The 26740-nt window shown below is 71.9% G+C and carries 21 protein-coding genes; 15 read left to right on the top strand and 6 right to left on the bottom strand.

Annotation, left to right across the window (positions count from 1 at the left end):
• The first annotated feature begins 33 nt into the window (after window positions 1-33).
• Together ACYVHU_RS07520 and ACYVHU_RS07515 are read left to right on the top strand one after the other, a co-directional pair.
• Window positions 34-1404, top strand: a complete 1371-nt coding sequence (locus ACYVHU_RS07520; RefSeq protein ID WP_078763339.1) for a hypothetical protein — start codon at window positions 34-36, stop codon at window positions 1402-1404.
• A gap of 120 nt (window positions 1405-1524) precedes the next feature.
• Window positions 1525-2460, top strand: coding sequence for a site-2 protease family protein (locus tag ACYVHU_RS07515; RefSeq protein ID WP_078763340.1), 936 nt, complete (start codon window positions 1525-1527; stop codon window positions 2458-2460).
• Between the two features lie 10 nt (window positions 2461-2470).
• On the opposite strand, the gene ACYVHU_RS07510 is transcribed toward ACYVHU_RS07515, so the two are convergent.
• Both ACYVHU_RS07510 and mshB read right to left on the bottom strand, forming a co-directional pair.
• Window positions 2471-2914 carry a DUF6113 family protein gene (locus ACYVHU_RS07510; protein ID WP_144390223.1) on the bottom strand — a complete coding sequence of 148 codons (444 nt, stop codon included), beginning with the start codon at window positions 2912-2914 and terminating at the stop codon, window positions 2471-2473.
• A 67-nt stretch (window positions 2915-2981) separates the two neighbouring features.
• Window positions 2982-3842 carry an N-acetyl-1-D-myo-inositol-2-amino-2-deoxy-alpha-D-glucopyranoside deacetylase gene (gene mshB / locus ACYVHU_RS07505; RefSeq protein ID WP_078763342.1) on the bottom strand — a complete coding sequence of 287 codons (861 nt, stop codon included), beginning with the start codon at window positions 3840-3842 and terminating at the stop codon, window positions 2982-2984.
• Between the two features lie 109 nt (window positions 3843-3951).
• On the opposite strand from mshB, the gene ACYVHU_RS07500 reads away from it, so the two are divergent.
• From ACYVHU_RS07500 to ACYVHU_RS07470, 7 genes are all read left to right on the top strand, one after another.
• The gene (locus tag ACYVHU_RS07500) at window positions 3952-6120 is read left to right on the top strand and encodes a S9 family peptidase (protein ID WP_078763343.1); all 2169 of its coding nucleotides are present in this window, start codon (window positions 3952-3954) and stop codon (window positions 6118-6120) included.
• A gap of 435 nt (window positions 6121-6555) precedes the next feature.
• Window positions 6556-7701 (top strand): S1 family peptidase, encoded by a 1146-nt coding sequence (locus ACYVHU_RS07495; RefSeq protein ID WP_078763344.1) that lies wholly within the window; start codon window positions 6556-6558, stop codon window positions 7699-7701.
• Window positions 7702-7942: 241 nt separating this feature from the next.
• Window positions 7943-9280, top strand: a complete 1338-nt coding sequence (locus ACYVHU_RS07490; RefSeq protein ID WP_200813723.1) for an MFS transporter — start codon at window positions 7943-7945, stop codon at window positions 9278-9280.
• 105 nt (window positions 9281-9385) lie between these two features.
• Window positions 9386-9769 carry a DUF3054 domain-containing protein gene (locus ACYVHU_RS07485; RefSeq protein ID WP_498947951.1) on the top strand — a complete coding sequence of 128 codons (384 nt, stop codon included), beginning with the start codon at window positions 9386-9388 and terminating at the stop codon, window positions 9767-9769.
• A gap of 131 nt (window positions 9770-9900) precedes the next feature.
• The gene (locus tag ACYVHU_RS07480; RefSeq protein WP_078763346.1) at window positions 9901-10266 is read left to right on the top strand and encodes a hypothetical protein; all 366 of its coding nucleotides are present in this window, start codon (window positions 9901-9903) and stop codon (window positions 10264-10266) included.
• Between the two features lie 111 nt (window positions 10267-10377).
• Window positions 10378-11037, top strand: a complete 660-nt coding sequence (locus ACYVHU_RS07475; RefSeq protein WP_078763347.1) for a TrmH family RNA methyltransferase — start codon at window positions 10378-10380, stop codon at window positions 11035-11037.
• Window positions 11034-13850 (top strand): DEAD/DEAH box helicase family protein, encoded by a 2817-nt coding sequence (locus ACYVHU_RS07470; protein WP_498947949.1) that lies wholly within the window; start codon window positions 11034-11036, stop codon window positions 13848-13850. The genes ACYVHU_RS07475 and ACYVHU_RS07470 overlap by 4 nt, the downstream gene beginning before the upstream one ends.
• 160 nt (window positions 13851-14010) lie before the next feature.
• Here ACYVHU_RS07470 and ACYVHU_RS07465 read toward each other — a convergent pair whose 3' ends face one another.
• Genes ACYVHU_RS07465 through ACYVHU_RS07455 form a run of 3 tightly spaced genes read right to left on the bottom strand, consistent with a single transcriptional unit; the run spans window position 14011 to window position 17399 of the window.
• Window positions 14011-14757, bottom strand: coding sequence for a succinate dehydrogenase/fumarate reductase iron-sulfur subunit (locus tag ACYVHU_RS07465; protein ID WP_078763349.1), 747 nt, complete (start codon window positions 14755-14757; stop codon window positions 14011-14013).
• A complete protein-coding gene (locus tag ACYVHU_RS07460) occupies window positions 14754-16694 on the bottom strand; it encodes a fumarate reductase/succinate dehydrogenase flavoprotein subunit (RefSeq protein ID WP_078763350.1) in 1941 nt (646 codons plus the stop codon). The genes ACYVHU_RS07465 and ACYVHU_RS07460 overlap by 4 nt, the downstream gene beginning before the upstream one ends.
• The gene (locus tag ACYVHU_RS07455; protein WP_078763351.1) at window positions 16695-17399 is read right to left on the bottom strand and encodes a succinate dehydrogenase cytochrome b subunit; all 705 of its coding nucleotides are present in this window, start codon (window positions 17397-17399) and stop codon (window positions 16695-16697) included. It lies immediately after the preceding gene.
• A gap of 80 nt (window positions 17400-17479) precedes the next feature.
• Here ACYVHU_RS07455 and ACYVHU_RS07450 point away from each other — a divergent pair, with 80 nt between their 5' ends.
• On the top strand, window positions 17480-18421 hold the full coding sequence (locus tag ACYVHU_RS07450; RefSeq protein ID WP_078763352.1) for a LysR family transcriptional regulator: 942 nt from the start codon (window positions 17480-17482) through the stop codon (window positions 18419-18421).
• Between the two features lie 15 nt (window positions 18422-18436).
• Here ACYVHU_RS07450 and ACYVHU_RS07445 read toward each other — a convergent pair whose 3' ends face one another.
• Complete coding sequence (locus ACYVHU_RS07445) at window positions 18437-19390, bottom strand: Lrp/AsnC family transcriptional regulator (RefSeq protein WP_078763353.1); 954 nt, start codon at window positions 19388-19390, stop codon at window positions 18437-18439.
• A gap of 609 nt (window positions 19391-19999) precedes the next feature.
• Here ACYVHU_RS07445 and ACYVHU_RS07440 point away from each other — a divergent pair.
• The 5 genes from ACYVHU_RS07440 to ACYVHU_RS07420 all read left to right on the top strand — a co-directional run bounded on the left by ACYVHU_RS07440 (window position 20000) and on the right by ACYVHU_RS07420 (window position 26727).
• Window positions 20000-21331, top strand: coding sequence for an amidohydrolase (locus ACYVHU_RS07440; protein WP_078763354.1), 1332 nt, complete (start codon window positions 20000-20002; stop codon window positions 21329-21331).
• Between the two features lie 34 nt (window positions 21332-21365).
• Window positions 21366-22736: an amidase gene (locus tag ACYVHU_RS07435; protein ID WP_078763488.1), complete on the top strand. Its 1371-nt coding sequence runs from the start codon at window positions 21366-21368 to the stop codon at window positions 22734-22736.
• Window positions 22737-23119: 383 nt separating this feature from the next.
• Entirely contained in the window at window positions 23120-23938 is an 819-nt protein-coding gene (sdhC, locus tag ACYVHU_RS07430; protein ID WP_432938596.1) for a succinate dehydrogenase subunit SdhC, read from the top strand.
• Between the two features lie 30 nt (window positions 23939-23968).
• A complete protein-coding gene (locus tag ACYVHU_RS07425) occupies window positions 23969-25879 on the top strand; it encodes a fumarate reductase/succinate dehydrogenase flavoprotein subunit (protein ID WP_078763356.1) in 1911 nt (636 codons plus the stop codon).
• Window positions 25876-26727, top strand: coding sequence for a succinate dehydrogenase/fumarate reductase iron-sulfur subunit (locus ACYVHU_RS07420; RefSeq protein ID WP_078763357.1), 852 nt, complete (start codon window positions 25876-25878; stop codon window positions 26725-26727). The genes ACYVHU_RS07425 and ACYVHU_RS07420 overlap by 4 nt, the downstream gene beginning before the upstream one ends.
• Window positions 26728-26740 lie beyond the last annotated feature (13 nt).

The following is a 26740-nucleotide window of genomic DNA, read 5'->3' as shown; positions in this document are numbered from 1 at the left end:
AACGGCCTGATCTGGAGGTGACGAGGTTCCGTCATGCAGGAGACCGTCGCGTCCGCCCTCGCGCAGATGGCGCGGCTGGACCCCAAGGCCGCCCGCTCCGCCGAGAGCGCGTTGGAGACCCTCACGGCCGGACGCGGCCTGGAGACACTGAGCCAGCGCGCCGTCCAGGAGTTCTGCTGGTACGTGCTCCCCCTGCGGTTTCCCACCGAATCCGCCGAGTGGGGGTTCGTCGCCGAGTCTCTCGGCCACCTGTTCTCCCTCCTGGACCTTCCCCGCTACGCCGAGATCTGCACCTCCGGGCGCACCCGCGACATCCTGTCCGCGCACGCCGCCGGGCACGGCCGCGGCGTGCTCGCCTACGAACGGAGCATGCGCGCCTCCGGCGTGGAACCCCCCGACCTCGCCGAGCTGACCTGGGGCACGGCGCTGGGCCAGGCCGAGATCGAGGCCTACCAGGCGGCGTCGGCCGCCCTGGAACTGAGCATCGCGGCGGGCGAGGTCCGACCCGGCTCGCGCGGCTGGCGCTCCGCGCAGGAACGGCACGCCCGCGCGTTCCTGACCCGGCCCGACGGGCAGGGACGCAGCCGGCTCGACCGGATCCGCGAGGAGCGGGTCCGCGAATGGCTCTCCTCCCCCTCCCACCCCCACCGCCGCCGCCTGTGGCCGCTGCTGGACCAGATCACCGTGGGCGCCGAACCCCCGCACGACGCCGCGCGGGCCCTCGCGCCGGTGCAACGGCTGCTCGACTACGCCGACGACGGGATCGGCCTGACCCAGATCGGCTACATCTCCCCCTCCGTCGTGCGGGAGCTGTGCGGCGAGTTCGCCTGGGAGACCACCCCGTCCTCGCCCCGCAGCGAGACCGACGTCATGCAGATCATCGCGCTGCACAAGCTGCTGCGCACCATGCGGGCGGTCCGCCGCTGCGGCCGGCGCCTGGTGCTGACCAGACGGGGCCGCCAGCTCCACGAGAGCACCGAGGCGCTGTGGCGCGCGGTCGCCGAGAGCGTGCTGTGCACCGACGGGTTCGAACAGGCCGCCACCGAGACCCTGCTGGGGCTGTTGCTTCTGCGCTCCCCTCGCTCGCGCGGCAGCCACTCGCGCGACGGCAACGTCGACATCGCCGAGGAGGCGCGGCTGGCGCTCGCCGACGCCGGCTGGGAACACCCCTCCGGCGACGACGAGACGGACGAGGACTCCCCCGACGGTTCCCGCCGGTGCGGCCGGCGCAGGGTCGAATCGGTGCTGATCACGGTGACCTGGCTGCTGGAGACCCTCGGCTGTGTCAGCGGGCACGACCTGCTCGGCGAGGGACGCACCTCCCCGCGGCTGACGAAGGTCGGCCGGGCGTTCGCGCTCACGGCGATCCACCTCTCGGCCACCTCGCCCCGCGCCTCGCTCTAGCCCGGCGCGGCGAACGGTCACCCGGTACCGAGACGGGGAGACGACCCCCTAGCCTTGCAGGTGAGCCGCGGACGCCCTCGTCCGCGCCGACACCAGGCGACCACCACCAGCAGGAGCAGCATGTCCACGCCCGATCCGGAGCAGCGCGACGAGCCGGCGCAGACGTCCGGGGACGCGACCGCGCCGAACGCGGCCGGCGCCGAGTCCGCCTCCGCCGGAGCGGCCACACCGGCCGAAGCGTCCTCGCCCGTCCAGCCCGAGGGGGAGCGGCCGTCCCGCTCCATCGTGGACGTCCTGCCCAGCCCGGTGTTCGTCCTGCTCGTCGGTTTGACCGCGCTGGCCGGCTGGCTGTCGTGGACCCGCGGCGAGGAGGACTGGTTCACCGGCTCCCAGGTCTACGCGCCGTTCGTGTTCATCCTCGGCGGCTGGATCGTGTCGATCGCGGTACACGAGTTCGCCCACGCGGCGCTGGCCTACGCGCTCGGCGAGCGCTCGCTGCGCGGCAGCGCCCGCCTGCGCCTCAACCCGTTCGCCTACCGTGACGGGTTCGCCGGGTGGGTCCTCCCCCTCGTCTACCTGTTCTTCGGCGGGTTCGGCCTGACCGGCCCGGCCGTCCACCCGGAACGGCCCGCCGTCACCGGGCGGGTGCGCCGCAGCGTCATCGCCCTTGGCGGCATCGCCGCCAACCTCCTGATCGCCGTTGTCCTGGCGGTCGTGGTGAAGGCGCTGATCCCCGAGGGGTCGGTGACCAACAACTGGATGATCGTCGGCCTGATCTACCTGTGCTTCCTCAACGTCACCTCGGCGTTGGTCAACGTGCTGCCGATCCCCGGCCTCGACGGGTTCGACGCGATCGCCCCGTACCTGCCCGGGCGCCTGGGCCGGCGCTCGCTCACCACCGCGGTCTTCGGCTCGGTGGTGGTGTTCGCGATCCTGTGGTTCCCGCAGGTCAACACCGTCTTCCTGAACGCCGTCCACGCCCTGCTCGGACTCGTGGGGATGAACGAGGAGTACTTCGCGTTCGGTGACCTGCTGTTCCGGTTCTGGGTGAGCTGACCTCGCCGGGTCAGCCCCGGGGCGGGGTCAGCACGGTCGCCACCACCACGGCGGCGATGCCGCCGAAGACGAACCCGTAGTTGATCGTCGCCGAGGTCAGCACGACGTCACCGCCGGAGGACCAGCCGATCAGGGCGAAACTCGCGGCGACCCACCCCGCCGCGGGGAACCCGGCGCCCGGCCGGCCCAGCTCGCGTCCGGCGAGCCGGCAGGCCAGGAACAGCAGCAGCAGGAACGCGACGAGCCCGGACACCGCCACCACCGTGCCGGCCGTGCCCGTCTGCGACAGCCACGCCAGCCACCCCTGGGCGATCCCCGCGACGATTCCCGCCACGAACCCCAGGACCAGCAGCGCCGCGTAACTGGCCATGACGATGGCGTCGGGCAGGAGGCGGGGGCCGGGTGAGGCGCCGTCCTGACTGCGCGACGCCGGCCGGGATGCGGAAGCGGACATGTCCGCAGCGTATCGGCTCACCGGTCGCACCGTACGGGCGGGAGCGCGACCGGCCGCGGCCCGCCGGTCAGGCGAACAGGTCGGTCTCGAAACCGTCGGGGCCACGGCGCGGCGCTGGGCCGCGCAGCAGCGAGAAGTACTCCACCGCGTCGATCTCCTGGGCGATGTCGTTGGACAGCGCGAACCGCTCCCCGGCCACGGTGATCTGGGTGGCGTGCTCCCGCATGGCCAGGGCCTTGGCCGCCCAGTGCGCCGTGGCGTCGATACGGGTGGTGACGGCCCCGTCGGGGGTTCCCGGGGCGATGTCCCCGATCCCGGCCGGCGCGGTGAACGGTCCCGGGTCCTCCTGGAGCCGGGCGACGGCCGCGGCGAGCACCGAGCGGGGCTGGGCGATGGCGTAGAGCTTGCGGGTCTGCCAGGGGGTTCCCGGCAGGGAGCGGTCGGCGGCCATGGCGAACGCCCGCAGGGCCACCCGGTGGGCCTGGATGTGGTCGGGATGGCCGTAGCCGCCATTGTCGTCGTAGGTGACCATGACGTGCGGCCGGACCTCGCGCACGATCGTCGCGAGTTCGCGCGCGGCCTCCTCGACGTCGGCCCGCCAGAAGCAGTCGGGGTCGTCGTTGGTGGCGGCGCCCATCATGCCGGAGTCGCGGTAGCGGCCGGCCCCGCCGAGGAAGCGGTGGTCGCCCACCCCCAACGCGGCGCACGCCCGTTCCAGTTCGCCGATGCGGTACTCGCCCAGTCCGCCCTCGCGGTCGGCGGCCAGGTGAGCGAGCTCGGGCGGGATGACCTCGCCCTGCTCGCCGAGCGTGCAGGTGACCAGGGTGACCTCGGCGCCCTCCGCCGCGTATTTGGCCATGGTCGCCCCGGTGACGATGGACTCGTCGTCGGGGTGGGCATGAACCAGGAGCAAGCGGCGATCCGTCATATGCGGGACGATACCCGTGCGCCGGCCGGGGTAGTCCACGCCGTTACCGGTGTGACCCGCGCCGCCCCGCCGTCACGCGCCGCCACGCGCGCGCTGCCACAATCGGCTCATGAGTTTCCCACGGCAACAGGCCCGGACCCGGCGGTTCTCCCTCGGTGTGCCCCGGGCCTTCCAGATCTCTCCGGACGGTCGGCGCGTCACCTTCCTGCGTGGCAGGCACGGCCTGGATCCCGCGACGTGCCTGTGGCTCCTGGATCTGGACAGCGGCCGGGAACGGGTCGTGGCCGACCCCCGCGAGCTCGGCCGCACCGACGAGGACCTTCCCCCCGAGGAGCGCGCGCGCCGCGAGCGGCTGCGCGAGACCGGCGGCGGCGTCGTCTCCTACACCGTCGACGACGGGCTCACCCGCGCCGCCTTCACCCTGTCCGGGCGGTTGTACCACGTCGACCTGGTGGGAGACGGGGCGACCGCGCGCGAGCTCCCCGTCACCGGCCCGGTCGTCGACCCCGTGATCGACCCGCGCGGGGAGGCGGTGGCCTACGTCAGCGGCGGCGCGATCCACGTCGTCACCATCGCCGACGGGAACGTGCGAACGCTCACCGGCCCCGAGGGGGAGGGGGTGACCTGGGGACTGGCCGAGTTCATCGCCGCCGAGGAGATGGGCCGCTACCGGGGCATGTGGTGGGCCCCTGACGGCTCGGCGCTGCTGGCCGCCCGGGTGGACGACTCCCCGGTCGCGCGCTGGCACATCGGCGACCCCGCCCACCCCGAGACCGCCCCGCAGGTCATGGCCTATCCGGCGGCCGGGACCGCCAACGCCGAGGTGCGCCTGGCCGTCCTGCCGCTCGGGGAGAGCGCGGAGGGGCCGGCCAAGCCGGCCTGGATCGACTGGGACCGCGAGGCGCTGCCCTACCTGGTGACGGCCGGGTGGACGACCGGACCCGACGGGACGCCGACCGTCGTGTTCACCGCGCAAAGCCGTGACCAGCGGTCCATGACCGTGTTCAGCGCGGACCCCGCCACCGGTCTGGTGTTCGACCTGCTGTCGGAGGACGACGACACGTGGGTGGAGATCATGCCGGGCGTCCCCGCCTTCACCGCCGGGGGCGACCTGGTGTGGATCGGGGCCCGCGGCGAGGACCGCGAACGCCACCTGTACGTCGCGGGGCGCGCCGTGGAGGGCAGGGGCCACTACGTCCGCGGCCTGGTCGACGTCGACGGCGGCCTGCTGCTGTACAGCGGGTCGGTGGCGGGGTCGCCCGGCGACGTCGGGCTGTGGCTGTTGGACGTCACCGAGGGCGGGGCGCTGCCCGTGGAGTTCCCCGGCGCGTCGACCGGCGGCGTCCACTCGGGCCGGTTGCGCGGCGGGACGCTGGTCCTCCAGCGTCGCGACCTGGAGAACGACGGGGTGCGCACGGTGGCGATCCGCGAGGCGGCCTCCGAGACCCGTCGCTCGGTCACCCCGATCGACAGCTTCGCCGAGACACCCGACCTGCCGGCCCCCCGGGTGCGGATGTGGGCGGCCGGGGAGCGTCGCATCCCCTCCGCGCTGCTGCTGCCCTCGTGGTACGAGTCGGGGTCGGGGCCGCTGCCCGTGCTGATGGACCCCTACGGTGGTCCGCACGCCCAGCGGGTGCTGCGCGCCCGTGGCGCCTACCTGACGTCGCAGTGGTTCGCCGAGCAGGGGTTCGCGGTGCTCGTGGCCGACGGCCGGGGGACCCCCGGTATCGGGTTGGAGTGGGAGCAGGCGATCTCCGGTGACCTGGCCTCGGCGGTTCTGGAGGACCAGGTGGCGGCGTTGCACGACGCCGCGGCCCGCTCGGAGGACCTGGACCTGGATCGGGTCGCCATTCGCGGCTGGTCGTTCGGCGGGTACCTGGCCGCGCTGGCCGTGCTGCGCCGTCCGGACGTCTTCCACGCGGCCGTCGCCGGCGCGCCGGTCACCGACTGGCGGCTGTACGACACCCACTACACCGAGCGTTACCTGGGACTCCCCCAGGAACGACCGGACGCCTACGCGGCCAGCTCCCTGCTGGGGGACGCGCCGAACCTGCGCCGCCCGCTGATGCTGATCCACGGGCTGGCCGACGACAACGTGGCCTTCGCCCACTCCCAGCGATTGTCGTCGGCGCTCCTGGCGGCGGGCCGGCCGCACACGGTGTTGCCGCTGTCGGGGATCACGCACATGCCGACCGAGGAGTCCACCGCCGAGAATCTGCTGTTGCTCCAGGTGGAGTTCCTGCGTGAGGCGCTGCGCGGGGAGGGCTCCGGCTCCTGACGAAAGGCCGCGGACAATGTCGCGGGGGGAATGCCGGATCTGGCATTCCCCCCGCGACATTTCGCTCTACCCGGGCGTCCGGGAGGCACCCCTCAGGACTGGCCGGATCCGGCCAGCGCTTCCCTCTTGCTCTTTCGTGCCGCTTCTCCCCGGGCGTTGGAGACGACCGGTCAACTTCGGTGTTTACAGATTCGTCATCTGAGCGGATGTCCCCGCATTCCGGCCTCTGAAGATCATCATTACATGTCGGGATTTTTCTCTTTGTGTTGGGTCTATTGCGAAGCGTTCCGATGACTTATCGTTTCCAATCGTTTACCGAGTGTCCGGTGAACACCGCTGGTCATCGCCCCACAAGGGCGGCGCCAGCGGGGATTCGCGTCGAGTCCCCGCTCGTTGACGCGGATCCGCCCTGGTCATCCAGAGAAAGGGCTGGAAGTGAAGAAGTCCCCCGTGTTCCGTGCGCTGGGCGGTAGCGTCCTGGCGTTCGGCCTGGTGCTCACCGCGGTCCCCGCCGCGAGCGCCGCCCCGGCACCCGCCGCCCCCGCCGCACCGGCCGCCCCCGCCGCCACCCAGGCGGAGGCGCTGGAGCGTGACCTCGGCCTGTCCTCCACCGAGGCCGCCGAGATCACCGCGAAGCAGGAGAACGCCGTCAAGGTCGAAGAGGAGCTGCGCGCGTCGCTCGGCGACGACTTCGGCGGCAGTGTCTTCGACGTCCAGACCGGGAAGCTGACGGTCTCGGTCACCGACGAATCCGCCGCGGCCGAGGTTCGCGAAGCCGGGGCCACCCCCCGGGTCGTCGAGTTCGGCGAGAAGGAGCTCGACTCCATCGTCTCCGACCTCAACTCCGAGGAGACCACGGCCGACGCCGCGGTCACCGGCTGGTACACCGACGCCGCGGCCGACGCCGTGGTGATCACCGTGGAGAAGGGCCAGGAGGCCGCGGCCGAGGAACTGGTCGCCGCCGCCGGGGTCTCCGCCGACGCGGTGCAGATCAAGGAGACCACCGAGGAGCCCCGCACCTACGCCGACATCATCGGCGGCAACAAGAACAGCCTGAACGCCGCCGGCACGAGCTACTGCTCCGTCGGCTTCGCCGTCCAGGGTGGTTTCGCCACCGCCGGCCACTGCGGCAGCGTCGGCGCGACGAGCTACTCCCCGGCCGGGACGTTCGCCGGTTCGATCTTCCCCAGCCGCGACATGGGCTGGGTCCGGACGACCAGCGCCTGGGTTCCGCGTCCCTACGTCAACAACTACTCCGGCGGCACGGTGACCGTCCGCGGCTCGCAGGAGGCCGCGATCGGCGCCTCCGTCTGCCGCTCCGGTGCCACCACCGGCTGGCGCTGCGGTGTCATCCAGTCCAAGAACCAGACCGTCCGCTACGCCCAGGGCGCGGTCTACGGCCTGACCCGGACCACCGCCTGCGCCGAGCCCGGCGACTCCGGCGGCTCCTGGCTGAGCGGCAACCAGGCGCAGGGCGTCACCTCCGGTGGTTCGGGCAACTGCCGGACCGGCGGGACCACCTACTTCCAGCCCATCAACCCGATCCTCAGCCAGTGGGGCCTGACCCTGGTCACCGGCTGACCTCCCCTCGGGTGAGCCTCCGCGCTCCCCGATGACCGAGTAGGGGTTCCCCGGCGTCGCTCGCGGCGCCGGGGAACGCGCGTCCCCGGCCACACGCCACCGACCGGTACCTCTCCCCATCCCCGTACCGGTCGGTCTCTCATGTCCACTGTCTCATTATGCGGGACAGGCATCTCATGCACCGGTTCTCCTGCCGTACCCTGAAGCGGTCAAACAGCAATAAACCGGAGGTAGTGGCACCGTGGTCGCGCAGAATACGGACCCAACCGGCGAGAAGGCACCGCCCACCAACCCGGCCGGCCGGGTCATCACGGCCAGCCTCGTGGGAACGTCCATCGAGTTCTACGACTTCTACGTCTATGCGACGGCCGCCGTCCTCGTCTTCCCCCAGCTCTTCTTCCCCGCGGGGGACCCGACCGCGGCGACCCTCCAGTCGCTCGCCACCTTCGCCATCGCCTTCGTCGCCCGCCCCGTCGGCTCGGCCCTGTTCGGCCACTTCGGCGACCGCATCGGCCGCAAGGCCACGCTCGTCGCCTCCCTGCTGACGATGGGCATCTCCACCGTCGCGATCGGCCTGCTGCCCACCCACGCCCAGATCGGCGTGTTCGCGCCCCTGCTCCTCGCCGTCTTCCGCTTCGGCCAGGGACTGGGCCTGGGCGGCGAGTGGGGCGGTGCCGCCCTGCTGGCCACCGAGAACGCCCCCCGGGCCAAGCGCGCGCTGTTCGGTACCTTCCCCCAGCTGGGCGCCCCCATCGGGTTCTTCCTGGCCAACGGCGTGTTCCTGCTGCTGTCGGAGGCCATGAGCGACGACGCCTTCCTGTCGTGGGGCTGGCGGGTGCCGTTCCTGCTGTCGGCCGTCCTGATCGTCGTGGGCCTGTGGGTGCGCCTCTCCCTGCACGAGACCCCCGCCTTCGCCAAGGTCGTCGCCTCGGGCTCACGCGCCAAGGCCCCCGTGACCGAGGTGTTCCGCACCGCCACCCCCGCCCTGGTGCTGGGCACGTTCATCATGCTCGCCACCTACGTGCTCTTCTACCTGATGACCGTGTTCTCGATGTCCTACGGCACCAGCCCCGAGGGACTGGGCTATGAGCGCTCGGAGTTCCTGGCGCTGCTGCTCGTCGGCGTGGTCTTCTTCGGCCTGACGGTCCCGGTGGCGGGCGTGCTCGCCGACCGGTTCGGCCGCCGGCCCACCCTGATCGTCACCACCTCGGCGATCCTGCTGTTCGGCCTCGTCCTCGGCCCGCTGTTCGGCGCGGGATCGGTGCCCGCCGTCCTCGCCTTCCTCATCATCGGCCTGGCGCTGATGGGCTTCACGTTCGGCCCGATGGGCGCGGTCCTGCCCGAGCTCTTCCCCACCAACGTCCGCTACAGCGGCGCGTCGATCTCCTACAACCTGGCAAGCCTGCTCGGCGCCTCGGTCGCCCCCTACATCGCCACCTGGCTGGCCGACTCCTTCGGGCTGGCCTGGGTCGGCGGCTACCTCGCGATCGCCGCGGCCATCACCCTGGTCGCGCTGGTCATCAGCCGCGAGACCCGCGACACCTCGCTCGACGAGATCGGGACCGCCGCGAAGTCCTGACACCCCACGACCGCGGGCGCGGGCGGGCCGTCGCGGCCGGCCCGCGCCCGTCGTCCTGTCCGGGGGCGGCCGTGCCCCCGGCGGGCCTGGCCCTAACCTGGGAGCATGCGTTTCCCCTGGGCCGTTCTCATCGACCTCGTCTGCGTCCTGGCCTTCGTCCTCATCGGGCGTTCCAGCCACGGCGAGGGCAACGCCCTGCTCGGCCTCGCCACGACCCTGTGGCCGTTCGCGGCCGCGCTCGCGGCCGGGTGGCTGCTCACCCGGGCCTGGCGGGCGCCCGCCGCGGTCCTGCGCACCGGGGTGGGCGTGTGGGTGGTGACCGTGGCCGGCGGCATGGCGCTGCGGGCCGTCACCGACGCGGGGACCGCCCCGTCCTTCGTGGTCGTGACCTCGGTCTTCCTCGGTGTGACGCTCCTCGGCTGGCGTGCCGTCGCCACCGCGGTGCTGCGCCGCCGCCCGGGCCGGGCCACACCGGCCGCGTCCCGCTGACACGCCGGCCCGGCGTGCCGGCGGCCCTGTCCCGCCTCTCCCGCCACGGCTAGGCTGGACCGCGGAAACCGGCCCTGCGCGATCCGGCCGGACGTCTCCGGCGGATCCCCGCCCTTCCTGATGGGAGCGCCATGGACGAGGTGATGATCGCCCTGGCCGCCGCGGTGGCCGGCAAGGTCGGCGAGTCGCTCGCCGAGAACCTGCGCGAGCCGCTGAAGCGGCTGCGCCGGGCGCTGCGGGAGCGCTTCCGCGACGCGCCGGACGCCCGCGCCGCGTTGGAGGCCGCCCAGGACGACCACGACGACGCGGTCGCCGTCGAGGAGCTGGCGGGCCACATCGCCTCCGTGGCCTCGACCGACGCCGAGATCGCCGAACTCGTCGCGCGCCTGCGCCCCCACGTCGCCACCGGCCGGGGTGACGTTGTCAACACCATCCACGGCGACGTCTCGGGAACCGCGATCCAGGCCGGCGAGATCCACGGCGACATCCGGCTGTGAGGGAGCCGGGAGGAGCCACAACGTGAACGGAGACGGCCGCTAGGTCCCGTTTTCGTTTCACCCCTCCCGGAAGGTGCGAAACGGTCCCGTCCCTTGTCTACCCTGGATCGGGTGAGTGAGCAGGTCGTCGCGTTCCCCGCAGCAGCTCCCGAAGCAGACCGGCCCGAGGTCGGTGTGGGCCCCTGGGAGGGGCCCTGGCCTGAGGGGGACCACTACGACCCGGTGCTCCTCGCCGAGGGCGACCGGCGCAACGTCGTCGACAGGTACCGCTACTGGAAGCGCGAGGCCATCGTCGCCGACCTCGACACACAGCGCCACCCGTTCCACGTGGCCGTGGAGAACTGGGAGCACGACTTCAACATCGGGTCGGTCGTGCGCACCGCCAACGCGTTCGGCGCCAAGGCCGTCCACATCGTCGGCAAGCGGCGCTGGAACCGGCGCGGCGCGATGGTGACCGACCGCTACCAGCACGTCCACCACCACCCCGACACCACCGCCCTCCTCGCCTGGGCCGAGGAGGAGGACCTTCCCGTCATCGGGGTGGACAACCTCCCCGGTTCGGTCCCGTTGGAGACCTATCCCCTGCCCCGGGCCTGCGTCCTGGTCTTCGGACAGGAGGGGCCGGGACTCTCCGAGGAGGCCCGCTCGGTCTGTCGCGCGGTGCTGTCGATCGCCCAGTTCGGCTCCACCCGCTCCATCAACGCCGGCGCCGCCGCCGCGATCGCCATGCACGCCTGGGTACGCGCCCACGTCTACGGCCAGGGCCTATGAGCGGCGTCGGCGAGGCGCGCTGGTCGGGCGGGCTGGCCCCGCACCAGCGCCAGGCGCTGGAGCTGCTGGCCGAGCGGTGGGCCACGGGCCGCAACCGCGCCTGGCTGGTGCTGCCGCCCGGCTCCGGGAAGACCCTGGTCGGCCTGGAGGCCGCGCGCCGACTGGGCCGGCGCACCGTGGTGTTCGCCCCCAACGCCGCGGTCCAGGGGCAGTGGGCCGCGCAGTGGCGGTCGTTCGAACGCCCCGAGGGCTGCACCGCCGGTGTCGACCGCCGGCTGCGCGACGACGTCACCGTCCTCACCTACTCGTCCCTGGCCTTGTTCGACCCCGACGCCGAGACCGACGAGGAGGGCCGCCCCCAGGCCCAGCCCAAGCGGCTGCACGGCAACGGCTCGGCGCTCCTGGACACGTTGCGCGCCGAAGGCCCCCTCACCCTGGTCCTCGACGAGTGCCACCACCTGCTCCAGGCATGGGGGCGCCTGCTCGGCGAGATCCTGTCGGGTTTCACCGACGTCCACGTCATCGGCCTGACCGGCACGCCGACAACGGCCCTGACCCCGAGCGAGTCCGCGCTCGTCACCCGCCTGTTCGGGGAGCCGCTGCGCGGCGCGTCCACCCCGGCGCTCGTCCGCGAGGCACGCCTGGCCCCCTTCGCCGAGTTCGCCTGGATCACCGAACCCACCCCCGCCGAACACGCCTACATCGGCGAGGAGGGACAGCGCTTCGCCGACCTGTGCGCCGACCTGCTCTCCCCCGGGTTCGCCTCGACCGACTTCCTGCCCTGGCTGCGCGCCCGCTTCCACGAACGTGTCGGCGCGGACGGGACGGCGGTGCCCTGGTCCCAGATCTCCGCCGAGACCCCCGAACGCGCCGACGCGGTACTGCGGCTCCACCACGCGGGCCTGTGCGAGCTTCCCCCGGGCGCGCGCTTGGTGGAACGCCACCGCCGCCCGCCCCGGGCCGAGGACTGGACCGCCCTGCTCGGCGACTACGTGACGACGGGACTCCAGGTCGCCGCGCCTTCGCCCGATGACGAGAAGGCGATCGAGCGCATCCGCGCCGCGCTGCCCTCCGTCGGCTGCACGCTCACCAAGCGGGGAATCCGCGCCGCGCGTTCCCCCGTGGACCGGGTGCTGGCCCGCAGCTCCGCGAAGGGGCACGCGGCGGTGGAGATCGCCGCCGCCGAGGCGGCGACCCTGGGCGAGGAGCTGCGCGCCCTGATCCTGTGCGACCACGAACGCGCCACGAGCCACCCTTCGACCCGGTTGCGCGAGGTCCTGGCCGACGACGCGGGCTCGGCCTGGGCGCAACTGGACCTGCTGGTCGCCGACGAGCGGACCCGGCCGTTGGCGCCCATGCTGGTCACCGGCCGCACCGTGGCGGCCGCGCCGGACGTGGCCGAGGCGTTCGTCGCCTGGGTGCGACGCCGACGCCCCAACCTGCGCCTCGACGTGACCCCCACCGAGGACGGCCGGCTGGCGCGGGTCGAAGGCTCCTGGACGCCGCGGCACTGGGTACGGCTGGCCACCGCCTACTTCACCAAGGGGGCGAGCCGGCTGCTGGTGGGCACGCGGGCCCTGCTCGGCGAGGGGTGGGACGCCCCCGCGCTGAACACCATCGTGGACCTGACCACCGCGACCACGGCCACCGCCGTCACGCAGAGCCGCGGCCGGGCGCTGCGGCTCGACCCCCGCCGTCCCGGCAAGGCCGCGCACACCTGGACGGTCGTGTGCGTGAGCGACCGCCACCCCAAGGGCGCCGCCGACTGGGACCGCTTCGCCCGCAAACACGAAGGGGTCCTGGGCGCCGACGAGCAGGGCGAGGTGACCAGCGGGATCTCCCACATCGACCCCTCCTTCTCCTCCTACGCCCCTCCGTCCCCCGGGGAGTTCGGCGCGCTGAACGCGCGCATGCTGGCCCGCGCCGCGGACCGGGAGGCGACCCGGGCGCGCTGGCGGATCGGCGCGCCCTACACCGACGAGCTGCTGCCGACGCTGCGGGTCCGGCCGCTGTCCGAGGACTCCGCCACCCCTGCGCGCCCCGTCCCCGGCCCGGTGCACCCTCCCGAGGCGATTCCGGCCGCCTCCGGGGTCGCCCCACGCGAACCGCTGTCATCGCGGCCCAACGGAACGTCGCTGCTGGCCGGTACGGCCACTCTGGCCGGCGGGACGGTGCTGCTCGGCCTGGTCCTGCCGGCGGTCGTGGCGCTGGTGGCCGCGGTCGCGGCCGGCGCCACCGTCGAACGGCTGGCCACCCGCGCCGTGCGGGAACGCGCGGCCACCGGACTGGTCATGGCCGCCTCCGAAGGGCCGGAGGTCTGGCGGTTCGGTTACGCCGTCGCCGACGCGCTGCGATTGGCGGGACACTCGACGATCGGCGCCGAGGGCGTGCGCGCGCGACCCGGCCCCGGCGGCACCTACCTCATGTCGCTGAGCGGCGCCGGCCCGCACGCCGCGTCCCTGTTCTGTGAGGCCCTGGAGGGCGCGCTGTCGCCGCTGGTGGGCAGTCCGCGTTACGTCATCGCGCGCTTCTCGCTCGCCCCGGCGGTGTCGGAACCGCACGCGGCGCGGCGCACCGCGGCGGCCTGGCTGCGTGGCCGCGCCCCCGTGAACCCGGGATCGCCCCACCCCGTTCCGGCGCTGTTCGCCCGCGACCGCGCGGGGATCGAGGCGTTCGCCTCCGCCTGGAACCGGTGGATCTCCCTGAGCGAACCGGTGTACACGGCGAGCCCGGCGGGGGCGAAGCTCCTGCGGGAGTACTACGCGACCGACTCCTACCCGGTGTCCACCTCGCTGCGGTTGACCTGGTCCTGACCCCCGCCGCCGGGGCCACATGCCGCCCCTCCTCACGGGGCGGGACCACCGCGGCGCCGCGCGCCCGCCGGCCCCCACCACGGTCACGGCCGAGCCCGGCAACGCGAACGGGGCCGCCCCCGGAAGGGAACGGCCCCGTTCACGGACGGTGTGGGACGCCTTAGAGCTTGCCGCTCGCCAGCGCGCCCAGCAGGTCCTTGTTGAGCTGGGAGATCGTGTCCAGCGGGATGCCCTTCGGGCAGACCGCCGCGCACTCGCCGATGTTGGTGCAGCCGCCGAAGTCCTCCTCGTCGTGCTGGTTCACCATCTTGACCACGCGGGCCGCCCGCTCGGGCTGGCCCTGCGGGAGCATGCCCAGGTGGGTGACCTTGGCGGCGGTGAACAGCATGCCCGAGGCGTTGGGGCAGGCCGCCACGCACGCGCCGCAGCCGATGCAGGTCGCGGCGTCGAAGGCGCGGTCGGCGTCGGCCTTGGGGATCGGGTTGGCGTGGGCGTCGGGCGCGGTCCCGGTCGGGGCGCTGATGTAGCCGCCGGCCTGGATGATCCGGTCGAAGGCGCCACGGTCGACCACGAGGTCCTTGATGACCGGGAACGCCTTGGCCCGCCACGGCTCGACGTCGATGACGTCGCCGTCCTTGAAGCTGCGCATGTGCAGCTGGCAGGTGGTGGTGGTCTCGGGGCCGTGGGCGACACCGTTGATCACGACACCACAGGCACCACAGATGCCCTCGCGGCAGTCGTGGTCGAAGGCCACCGGGTCCTCGCCCGCGAGCGTGAGCTTCTCGTTGAGGACGTCGAGCATCTCGAGGAAGGACATGTCCTGGGACACGTCCTCCACCTTGTAGGTGACCATCCGGCCCTCGTCGCCGCGGCCCTTCTGGCGCCAAACGCGCAGGGTGATGTTCACTTGTAACTCCGCTGCTTCATCTCGACGTATTCGTATTCGAGGTTTTCCTTGTGCAGCACCGGCTGCTCGCCCGTCCCGGTGAACTCCCAGGCGGCGACGTAGGCGAACTCGTCGTCGTGCCGCAGCGCCTCGCCGTCCTCGGTCTGGCTCTCGGCGCGGAAGTGACCACCGCAGGACTCGCGGCGGTGCAGCGCGTCGATGCACATGAGCTCGGCCAGCTCGAAGAAGTCGGCGACGCGGCCGGCCTTCTCCAGCGACTGGTTGAGCTCGTCGTTGGTGCCGACGACCTTGACGTTCTGCCAGAACTCGTCCCGCAGTTCCCGGATGCGCTCGATGGCCTTGCGCAGCCCCTCCTCGGTGCGCTCCATACCGCAGTACTCCCACATGATGTGGCCGAGTTCCCGGTGGAAGGAGTCGACGGTCCGGTTGCCGTCGATGGAGAGCAGCTTGTTGATGCGCGCGCGCACCGACTCGGCCGCCTCCTTGGCCTCCGGCGTGTTCTCGTCGAGCTTCTCGAACGGCCCCGAGGCGAGGTAGTCGTTGATCGTGTTGGGCAGGACGAAGTAACCGTCGGCCAGGCCCTGCATGAGCGCGCTCGCGCCCAGGCGGTTGGCGCCGTGGTCGGAGAAGTTCGCCTCGCCCGTCACGAACAGACCGGGGATGGTGCTCTGGAGGTCGTAGTCGACCCACAGACCGCCCATGGTGTAGTGCACGGCCGGGTAGATGCGCATCGGAACCTCGTAGGGGTTCTCGCCGGTGATGCGCTGGTACATGTCGAACAGGTTGCCGTACTTGGCCTCGACGGCCGGGCGGCCCATCCGCTTGATCGCGTCGGCGAAGTCCAGGTAGACGCCCAGGCCCCCCGGCCCCACGCCGCGGCCCTCGTCGCAGACGTTCTTGGCGGCGCGGGAGGCGATGTCACGCGGCACCAGGTTGCCGAAGGACGGGTAGATGCGCTCCAGGTAGTAGTCGCGCTCGTCCTCGGGGATCTGGCGCGGGTCGCGCTGGTCGCCGGCCTTCTTGGGCACCCAGATGCGGCCGTCGTTACGCAGCGACTCGCTCATCAGGGTCAGCTTGGACTGGTAGTCGCCGCTGACCGGGATGCAGGTGGGGTGGATCTGGGTGAAGCACGGGTTGGCGAACAGCGCGCCCTTGCGGTGCGCCCGCCAGGTCGCCGTGACGTTGCAGCCCATGGCGTTGGTGGACAGGAAGAACACGTTGCCGTAGCCACCGCTGGCGAGGACGACCGCGTCGGCGAAGTGGGTCTCGATCTCGCCGGTGACCATGTCGCGGGCGATGATGCCGCGCGCCCGGCCGTCGACGACGATGAGCTCCAGCATCTCGTGCCGGGTGTGCATCTTGACCGTGCCGGCCGCCACCTGGCGCTCCAGCGCCTGGTAGGCGCCGATCAGGAGCTGCTGGCCTGTCTGGCCGCGGGCGTAGAAGGTGCGGGAGACCTGGACGCCGCCGAAGGAGCGGTTGTCCAGCAGACCGCCGTACTCGCGGGCGAACGGGACGCCCTGCGCGACGCACTGGTCGATGATCTCGACGCTGACCTGGGCCAGGCGGTAGACGTTGGACTCGCGCGACCGGAAGTCGCCGCCCTTGACGGTGTCGTAGAACAGCCGGTAGATGCTGTCGCCGTCGTTGCGGTAGTTCTTGGCCGCGTTGATGCCGCCCTGGGCCGCGATGCTGTGCGCGCGCCGCGGGCTGTCCTGGTAGCAGAACGACGAGACCTGGTAGCCGGCCTCGCCCAGCGTGGCGGCGGCCGAGGCACCGGCCAGACCGGTACCGACGATGATCACGGAGAGCTTGCGCCGGTTGGCCGGGTTGACCAGCTTGGCGGAGAAACGGCGCTTGTCCCACCGCTGCTCGATCGGGCCCTCGGGGGCCTTCTCGTCGCGGATCGGGTCGCCCTCGATGTACAGCTCGGTCATTTAGCTCACCAGCCCGAAGAAGACGGAGAAGGGCGGGATCAGGAAGCCCACCGTGATGACGAGCGCGATCGCGGTCGCCGTGATGTTGAGCACGCGCTGACGGGAGGCCTTGTTGGCCCCCAGCGTCTGGGTCGCGCTCCAGATGCCGTGACGCAGGTGGAAGCCGACGGCGATCATCGCGATGAGGTAGGTGAGGAGCACCCACCAGATCTGGAATCCGTTGACCACGCGCTCGTAGGGGCTGTCGGAGGCGCCGCCGGGAGCGATGTTGTTGGTGGTCAGGTGGAGGATGTGGTAGATCACGAAGAGCGCGAGGATGACCCCGCCCCAGCGCATGGTACGCGAGGCGTAGGTCTGCTGGACCGGCTTGCGCCGCGTCTGGTAGCGCTGCCCGGCCGGCCGCGCCCGGCGGGCCCGGGCCCACAGGGTGAACGCCGCGTAGGCGTGGATCAGGACGCTCGCCAGCAGGACGATGCGGATGATCCACAGCGCCCCCTCGGGCGGGAGCATCGGCTCACCGATCACCCGGATGTGATGGGAGTACTCGTCGAAGACCTCCTGGCCTCCGAAGATCATCAGGTTGCCGTACATGTGCACGATCAAGAACAGCACGAGGATCCCACCGGTGACCGCCATCGCGGATTTGAGGGCCACCGTGGACTTGAATGCCGTTGACCGCTGCTTGGTCAGGGTACTGTTCGCCACAACCTGTCACTTTAAAACTTGGTGAACAGCACCGTCTAAGTCATGAGAACGCTGGTCTCCATAGACATAGGCTATCGAGCATGCAGTTCCAGCAGCTGGCCTACTTCGTCGCGGTCGCCAAGACACGGCATTTCACCCGCGCAGCGGAGGTTTCGCGCGTCGCCCAGCCCAGCCTGAGCAAGCAGATCCGGGCCCTGGAAGAGGAACTGGGAGCACCGTTATTCGTTCGTGCCCGGGGAAATATCACACTGACTCCCGCCGGTGAAGTCCTTCTTCCCCTGGCCCAACGCATCCTCACCGACATGGAGACCGCCCGGCGCGAGGTCCAGGAACTCGCCGGCATGCGACGCGGCCGCGTCCGCCTGGGGGCCACCCCCTCCCTGTGCGCGGGGCTCCTGGCCCCCGCCCTGGCCTCCTTCCACTCCCGCTTCCCCGGTATCGAACTGCACGTGGAGGAGAGCGGGTCACGCGACCTGATCCGCGCCCTGGGCCGGGGCGAACTCGACCTGGCCCTCATCATCCTGCCGCTGCACAGCAGCGACCCCGCGTTCGTCACCACGCCGATCCTGCGCGAGAACCTCGTCGTCGCCAGCCCCCGCGACGCCCCGCCCCCGAGCAACCGGGCATCGATGCGCATCACCGACCTGCGCGACAAACCCTTGGTGATGTTCCGCCGCGGCTACGACGTGCGCGAAGCGACCCTGCACGCCTGCCGCGCCGCCGGGTTCGAACCACGGCTGGCGGTCGAGGGCGGCGAGATGGACGCCGTCCTACGCTTCGTCGAGGCCGGCCTGGGCCTGGCGGTCGTGCCCAGCATGGTACTGAAGAATCGACCGGGCCTGCGCGGCACCCCCCTGGCCCGCCCCCGGCTGCTCCGGACGATCGCCCTGGCCCACCGCAAGGACGTCGAGCCCTCCAACACCGCCAAGGCGTTCCGCCGCGGCCTGATGAACCACCTGAGCGCGCTACCCCCCGAGGAGCTCGGGGCCGATCTGGAGGTCATCTCCTCCCCCGTCGTCTGACCCGAAGCGCCGGCGTCAGGCGACCAGGACGCCGCTGCGCTTGAACGGCCCGACGACGAGCGCGGTGTCGACCACGGTCGCCTCACGCGCCCACTCCCCTGCGGTGATGAACTCGTACAGGTCCGCCTTTGACGGCGCGGCCACATGGCACAGGAGCTGGTACTCCCCCATCAACGCGGCGGCGTAGCGTACCCAGTCCGATTCGAGCAGCGCGCGACCGACCCGGTCGACCGCGTGCGGCGCGGTCGTGATCCACAGCAGCGCCTCGACCGGCAGCCCCAGCAGCGCCGGTTCCACCACGGCGCGCAAGTGGACCAGGCCGCTGGAGCGCAACCACTCCACCCGCCGCCGCGCGGTGGGCTCCGAAACCCCCGCCAAACGCCCCAGGGCCTCGTGGGTGAGCCGGCCGTTGTTCGACAGCGCGCGCAGGATCGCCTGGTCGGCGTCGCTCAGCTCCTCCACCATGGGAGTCTCGGCGGAGGACGGGGCCGGTGCGACGTCGCAGAGCTCCGCGACCTCCTCGGGGGCGAGGATTCCGGGGAACCATTCGTGGACGGTGCGGTAGTAGCGCAGCACGGGAAGCGTCTCGACACCGACCACCCCGGGAAGGCCCGGCAGCTCGTCCACGGTGACGGCCAGCAGCCGCCGCGGCGCGCAGAACAGTTCGGTGACGCAGTCCACCGTTCCGGTCACGGCGTAGCTGAACGTGGTGTCGGGTCGGCGGGCCAGCGCGGTGCCTCCCATACGCAGACCGCCGCTGGCGTGGCGGGTGCGGACGATGACCGGGTCACCGGTGACGCACAGGCCGATGACGGTGATGAGCCGCCGCTCCAGGAGCCGGTTGCCACGCCGGGCCACCGAGCGTTCGGGCTCTCCCAGCACCGAGGCGATCCGACGCCAGGAGGCGCGCCCGTTCACCTGGAGCGCCGCCGTGATGCGCCGGTCCAGCGCGTCGAATTCCCGGGCCATCCCAACCTCCCCGGCCAGCAATGTGGCTGTTTTCGTCAGTATGCCGTTTTCACTTGTCGGTAACGGAAGAGACGTGCATTCTCTGTCCCACATTTCCTTCGTCCGAGGAGGCCGTCATGCCGGGTCCCGTCTCTCCCCGCGCCCCGGGACGGTCCGATGCTCCACACAACGCCACCCGGCTCCCCCCTCGGTCACCTCCTCGATGTGGCCGCGTCCTGTGTCTCCGGCCGCCTCTGATCCGGTCTTCCCACCCTGGCCGTGTGAACCCCGGCGCGGAACCCGGCCCCCTTCCCTTCCCCGCCCTGGCCGTCATCGGGACGCCCGGCCACGGGACAACGGCGAACCGGTCACAGCGGACCGGGGGTGGCCCCGGCGCCCTGGTCCCCCTGGCGGGCGAACCATTCCCCGTCCCCACCCACCGCTCGCCCGCACCGGGGTGGCCGTGGCGACGACGTTCGCACCGGCGGGATTCGGTCAGGTCGGTGAGGGAATCGTGGGACTGGCCGGGAACGTCGGGGCGGTCGTTGTCGCCCCGCCGGCGGTGAACGCGCGCCGGCGTGACGCACGCCCCTCGGAACCGTCCACGGCCCAAGAGCAGAGGAGCCGCGCATGACCCGAAACGCCGAGCTCAAGAAGGCCGTCTGCGCGGAGATCGACCGTCGCGCCGCCGAGATCACCGCGATCTCCGAGGAGGTGCTGCGCCACCCCGAGACCGGCTGGCGCGAGAGCGAAACCGCGCACCGGGTCCGGCGCTGGTTCGACGGGCTGGGGCTCGCCCACGAGGACGGGCTCGCCCTGACCGGGGTCAAGGCCCGCATGCGCGGCCGGACGTCCCGGCGCAGCGTCGCGGTCCTGGGTGAACTCGACGCGCTGCTGGTCGACGGCCACCCCTACGCCGACCCCACCACCACGGCCGCCCACGCCTGCGGGCACAACGCCCAGATCGCGTCGATGATCGGAGCGGGCTACGGACTGGCCCCGGTGATGGACCGGCTCGACGGGGACGTCGTCCTGTTCGCGGTGCCGGCTGAGGAGTGCATCGAGGTCGACTGGCGGCTGCGGCGCCGCGAGGCCGGCGACTTCGAGTTCATCGTGGGCAAGCCGGAACTCATCAGGATCGGCGCGTTCGACGACGTGGACATGGCGATGATGACCCACGCCGGCCCGACGGTCTCCGCGCCGGCGGCGGCGGTCGCGGCCTCGGCCAACGGCTCCCTGGTCAAACGTGCCGCCTTCACCGGCGTGGCCGCCCACGCCGGCGCGACCCCGTGGGCCGGCGCCAACGCGCTGAAGGCGGCGACCCTGGCGATCGCCGCGATCGACGCCCAGCGGGACACGTTCGACGACGCCGACACCGTCCGGGTCAGCCAGATCCTGACCGGCGGCGAGGCCGTCAGCGCCGTCCCCGCCCACGCCCACATGGAATTGATGGTCCGCGCCGGCTCGGTCACGGCCATGCGCGATGCCGCCGACAAGGTGGACCGGGCCCTGCGCGCCGGCGCCTTCGCCCTGGGAGTGGACGTGCGCGTCGAGACGGTCGGCGGCTACCTGCCGCTGTCCGTCGACGAGCCGCTGGCCGACCTCCTCCACGACAACTGCGTCTCCCTGTTCGGCGCGGACGCGGTGATCCGCGACAGCGGCCGCATGGGCGGATCCACCGACATGGGCGACCTCGGCCACATCATGCCGGTCGCCCATCCCTGGGCGGCCTCGGGCAGTGCCGCCCCCTTCCACGGTCCCGGGTTCTTCACCACCGACCACGTCGCCGCGGCGGTGAACCCGGCGAAGTTCATGGCGATGACCGTCGTCGACCTGCTGTGCGAGGGGGCCGAACGCGCCGAGCAGGTCCTCTCCACCAGCGGCCCCAAACTGTCCCGCGACGCCTACCTGGAGTTGCGCCGCTCCTTTGACACCGTGACCGGAGGAATCGTTGAACGCTGAGTTGCACCACCGTGAGGCCGTCGAGCTCGCGCGGATGCTGCGATCGGGGGAGGTGTCGGCGCGCGAGGTCGTCCAGGCCCACCTGGACCGCATCGAGGCCGTCAACCCCGCGATCAACGCCGTCGTCACCCTGTGCCCCGAACGGGCCCTGGACGAGGCGGCGGCCGCCGACCACCGACACGCCGCGGGACGGCCCACCGGCCCCCTGCACGGTCTGCCCATCGCCGTCAAGGACACCCACGAGACCGCCGGCATCCGCACCACCCACGGGTCCCCCATCCACGCCGACCACGTTCCCGAACGGGACGAGCTCGTCGTCGAACGCCTGCGCGCCGCCGGCGCCATCGTCATCGGCAAGACCAACGTCCCCGAGTTCGCGGCCGGCTCCCACACCTTCAACCCCGTGTTCGGCACCACCCGCAACCCCTACGACACCAGCCGCTCGGCGGGAGGCAGCAGCGGCGGCGCGGCTGCGGCGCTGGCCGCCGGTCTGCACCCCATCGCCGACGGCACGGACATGGGGGGATCGCTGCGCAACCCGGCCTCCTTCAACAACGTGGTCGGCCTGCGCCCCACCCCTGGGCGTGTCCCCACCTGGCCCAGCACCCTGCCATGGGAGACCCTGGCGACCTCGGGTCCCATGGGGCGGACGGTCGCCGACACCGCGCTGGTGCTGTCGGCCATCGCCGGCCCCGACCCGCGTTGCCCGTTCGCCCTGGCCGAGGCGGGGTCGACCTTCGCCCCGCCCCTGCACGTCGATCTGCGCGGGCTGCGGGTGGCGTTCTCGCCCGACTTCGGCGGGACGCTCCCGGTGGAGGCCGAGGTGGCGCGCGTCGTCGCTGAGGCGGCCAAGACCTTCGCCGCCCTGGGCTGCCACGTCGAGGAGGCCGCCCCGGACTTCTCCGGCGCCGACGAGGTGTTCCGCACGCTGCGCGCCTGGCAGTTCCACCTGAACCTCGGACCGCTGATCGAGGCCAACCCCGGCCGGGTGAAGGAGACGGTGGTCGCCAACGCCGCGGTCGGCCGGGCCCTGTCCGGCGAGGAGGTGGGCCGGGCCAAGCAGGGGCTCGCGGAGCTCTTCCACCGCTTCGGGAGGTTCTTCGGCGACTACGACCTGCTCCTGCTGCCGGTCAGCCAGCTCCCGCCCTTCGACGCCGACCTGGAGTATCCGACCGAGGTCGCCGGCACCCCGATGGCCGACTACCTGGACTGGATGCGTTCGGCCTACCAGGTGACGGTGACGGGCTGCCCGGCGATGTCGGTACCGGGCGGGTTCACCTCCGACGGCCTGCCCGTGGGGGTTCAACTGGTCGCCCGCCACGGCGCGGACCTGGACCTGCTCCGCTATGGCCACGCCTTCGAACAGGCCACCGGGTTCGGTCGGCGCCGCCCGCCGCTGGGATAGGCCCGGATCCCGCCGGTGGCCGCGGGGCGGCGAGGCGACCGGACGGTCCCCGGCGTCGCGCCCGCCGGCGAAACGCCGGACGCGCCCGGTCCAGGGGCCCTTCCCGGTTCCCGGCCGGGCGCGCGGAAAGGGACCGGTGGGGCGTGTGTTCCCCATGTGCCCCACCTTTCGTCCGCTTTTCCGTAAACGCGATTTCGCCATTTCGGCGAGTGGTTTTTTTCACACTGGAAACACGTGAACCCATTGTCGAATTCCGCGGCCTCGCCGTTTTAACGTGGCTACCCCGCCCGCCTCCGCACGGACCGTACGACGCGCGAGGGTGGCCGGCCCGCTCCGTGTCGCGGCGTCCGGCCGGCCCTTCACGGGATGGAGATGCCGCGACGATGACAGCGCCACCGCCCGTACCCCGCGAGCCCGTACTCGACCGCGCCCGGCTGGGGGCGCGGACCCTGCGCCGGGACCGGTGGTGGGTCCCACCCCTGTTCACCGCGCTGGGGCTGGCCGCGTTCGTCGGCTACGCCACGTTCCGGGTGTTCCAGCAGGACCATTACTGGGTGGCCGACTACCACTACCTCACCCCGTTCTACTCCCCCTGTCTCAGCGCCGCGTGCGCGCCGGGGTCGGCCGTGTTCGGCACGCTCCCCTTTGAATTCCCGTGGTTCCTCCCCTACGCGCTCGTCTCCCTTCCTTTCCTCCTACTTTTCCGATTTACCTGTTATTACTATCGAAAAGCGTATTATCGTGCGATTTGGCAGGCTCCCCCGGCCTGCGCGGTACGCGAACCCCATCGGCGCTACACCGGCGAATCCCGCCTCCCGCTGATCGGGCAGAACCTGCACCGCTACTTCTTCTACGCCGCCGTCCTCATCTCGCTGCTCAACACCTACGACGCGCTCGTCTCCTTCGCGCACGGCCACAACGGAGGCTTCGGCGTCGGACTGGGCAACCTCATCCTGCTCGGCAACGTGATCCTGCTGTGGTGCTACACGCTGTCCTGCCATTCCTGCCGGCACGTCGTGGGCGGAAGGCTGCGCAGCTTCCGCCGGCACCCGCTGCGCTACCGGGCCTGGACCTGGGTGTCCCACCTCAACGCCCGGCACATGGCGTTCGCCTGGATCACCCTGGGCACCCTCGTGCTCACCGACCTGTACGTGGCACTGGTGGCCAGCGGAACGCTGACCGACGTGCGGCTGTTCAACTGACCCACCCGCCGGCACGAAAGGCCAGGGCAGATGACCGAGACGACGCGCCTCGCCTACGACGCCGTGGTGATCGGCGCCGGCGGGGCCGGACTGCGCGCCGCCATCGAGGCGCGCCTCCACGGCCTGCGGACCGCGATCGTGTCCAAATCACTGTTCGGCAAGGCCCACACCGTGATGGCCGAGGGCGGTGCCGCCGCGGCGCTCGGCAACGTCGCCTCCGACGACGACTGGCGCGTCCACTTCCGCGACACCATCCGCGGCGGCAAGTTCCTCAACGACCCGCGCATGGCCGAACTCCACGCCCGCGAGGCCCCCGACCGCATCCTGGAACTGGAGTACTGGGGCGCCCTGTTCGACCGCACCGAGGACGGCCGGATCAGCCAGCGCAACTTCGGCGGCCACGAGTACCCGCGCCTCGCCCACGTCGGCGACCGCACCGGGCTGGAGATGATCCGCACCCTCCAACAGCGGATCGTCCAGCTCCAACAGGCCGACGCCGCCGAGTACGGTGACCCCGAGGCCATGCTGAAGGTGCACGCCGAGACCACGATCACCGAACTGGTCACCGACAACGGACGTGTCGCCGGGGCCTTCGGCTACCTCCGCGACAGCGGGGAGTTCCTGCTGCTGGAGTCGCCGGTGGTGATCCTGGCGACCGGCGGCATCGGCAGGTCGTTCGAGGTCACATCGAACTCCTGGGAGTACACCGGTGACGGCCACGCGCTCGCGCTGCGCGCCGGCGCGGCACTGATCAACATGGAGTTCGTCCAGTTCCATCCCACCGGCATGGTCTGGCCGCCCTCGGTGCGCGGCATCCTCGTCACCGAATCGGTCCGCGGGGACGGCGGCGTGCTGCGCAACTCCGCGGGGAAACGGTTCATGTTCGACTACGTGCCCGAGGTGTTCCGCGCCCAGTACGCCGAGTCCGAGGAGGAGGCCGACGGCTGGTACACCGACCCGCGCAACCACCGCAGGCCCCCCGAACTGCTGCCCCGCGACGAGGTCGCGCGGGCCATCAACACCGAGGTGAAGGAGGGGCGCGGCTCCCCCCACGGCGGGGTGTTCCTGGACGTGTCCGAACGCCTGTCGGCCGAGGAGATCACCCGCCGGCTGCCCTCCATGTACCACCAGTTCAAGGAACTGGCCGACGTCGACATCACGGCCGAGCCGATGGAGGTCGGACCGACCTGCCACTACGTGATGGGCGGCGTCGCCGTCGACGCCGAGACGGGGGCCGCGTCGGTGCCGGGGCTCTTCGCGGCCGGCGAGGTCGCGGGCGGAATGCACGGCTCCAACCGGCTGGGCGGCAACTCCCTGTCCGACCTGCTGGTCTTCGGCCGGCGCTGCGGTCTGGGGGCGGCCGCCTACCTCGATTCGCTGGGAGCCGACCGGCCCGCCGTCCCCGCCGCGGCGGTCGCCGAGGCGGCCACCGCGGCGACGGCCCCCCTCTCCCGATCCGAAGGCGACAATCCCTACCTGCTGCACCGCGAGATCCAGCGGACGATGAACGACCTGGTCGGCATCGTCCGCAACGGAGCGGAGATCGAGCAGGCCATCGCCAGGCTGGAGAAGCTCGACGCGCGCGTCGCCGGCGTCCGCGTCGAAGGCGGCCGATGCTACAACCCGGGCTGGCACCTGGCCCTGGATCTGCGCAACATGCTGCTGGTGTCACAGGCCGTCGCCCGCTGCGCCCTGGAACGCGAAGAGTCCCGCGGCGGCCACACCCGCGACGACTTCCCCCGGATGTCGGCGCGGTGGCGCCGGATCACCCTGGCCGCCCGGCTCGACGGCTCGGACGTCGTCGTGGAACACCGCCGGACGCCGCCGATGCGCCGCGACCTGCTCGCTTTGTTCGAACGCGGCGAGCTGGAGAAGTACCTGACCGAGGAGGAACTCGCGGACGGCTCCCCCGAGGACACGGACGAGGAGGAAGGCGCGTGAACGGCGAAACGACACTGCGCGTGTGGCGCGGCGAGGGCGGCGAGGGCCGGTTGGTCGACTACACCGTCGCGGTCGAGGAGGGGGAGGTCGTCCTCGACGTCCTCCACCGGCTCCAGGCCACCGCGGCGCCGGACCTGGCGGTGCGGTGGAACTGCAAGGCCGGCAAATGCGGTTCGTGCTCGGTCGAGATCAACGGGCGTCCCCGGCTGGCCTGCATGACCCGGATGAACCTCTTCGCCCCCGGCGAGACGGTGACCGTCACCCCCATGCGCACCTTCCCCGTCATCCGCGACCTGGTCTGCGACGTGTCCGCCAACTACCGCAAGGCGCGCGAGATCCCCTCGTTCACCCCGGACCCGGCGACGCGTCCCGGGGAGTTCCGGATGTCACAGGCCGACGTCCAGCGCCAGCAGGAGTTCCGCAAGTGCATCGAGTGCTTCCTGTGTAACAACGTCTGCCACGTCATCCGCGACCACGAGGACAACACCGCGCACTTCTCCGGGCCGCGCTACCTGATGCGGGTCGCCGAACTGGAGATGCATCCCTACGACACCGCCGACCGGCGCAAGATCGCCCAGGAGGAGTTCGGGCTCGGCTACTGCAACATCACCAAGTGCTGCACCGAGGTGTGCCCCGAGAACATCCAGATCACCGACAACGCGCTGATCCCCCTGAAGGAGCGGGTGGCCGACCGCCGCTACGACCCCCTGGTGTGGCTCGGCCGGCGCATCGGGCTGCGCCCGGCGTCACAGGACACCCCGATCCCGCCCGGCGTCCGGCAGGACGGCCGAGCCGCCGCCCCCCGGACCGGGGAACCCCGCCGAAAGCCCGGACCGGACACGACATGACGGCGGCGCCCAC

The sequence above is a fragment of the Marinactinospora endophytica genome, from assembly GCF_054780875.1.
Note: the sequence above shows the minus strand (reverse complement) of the source record. Positions and strands in the feature narration are given on the sequence as shown.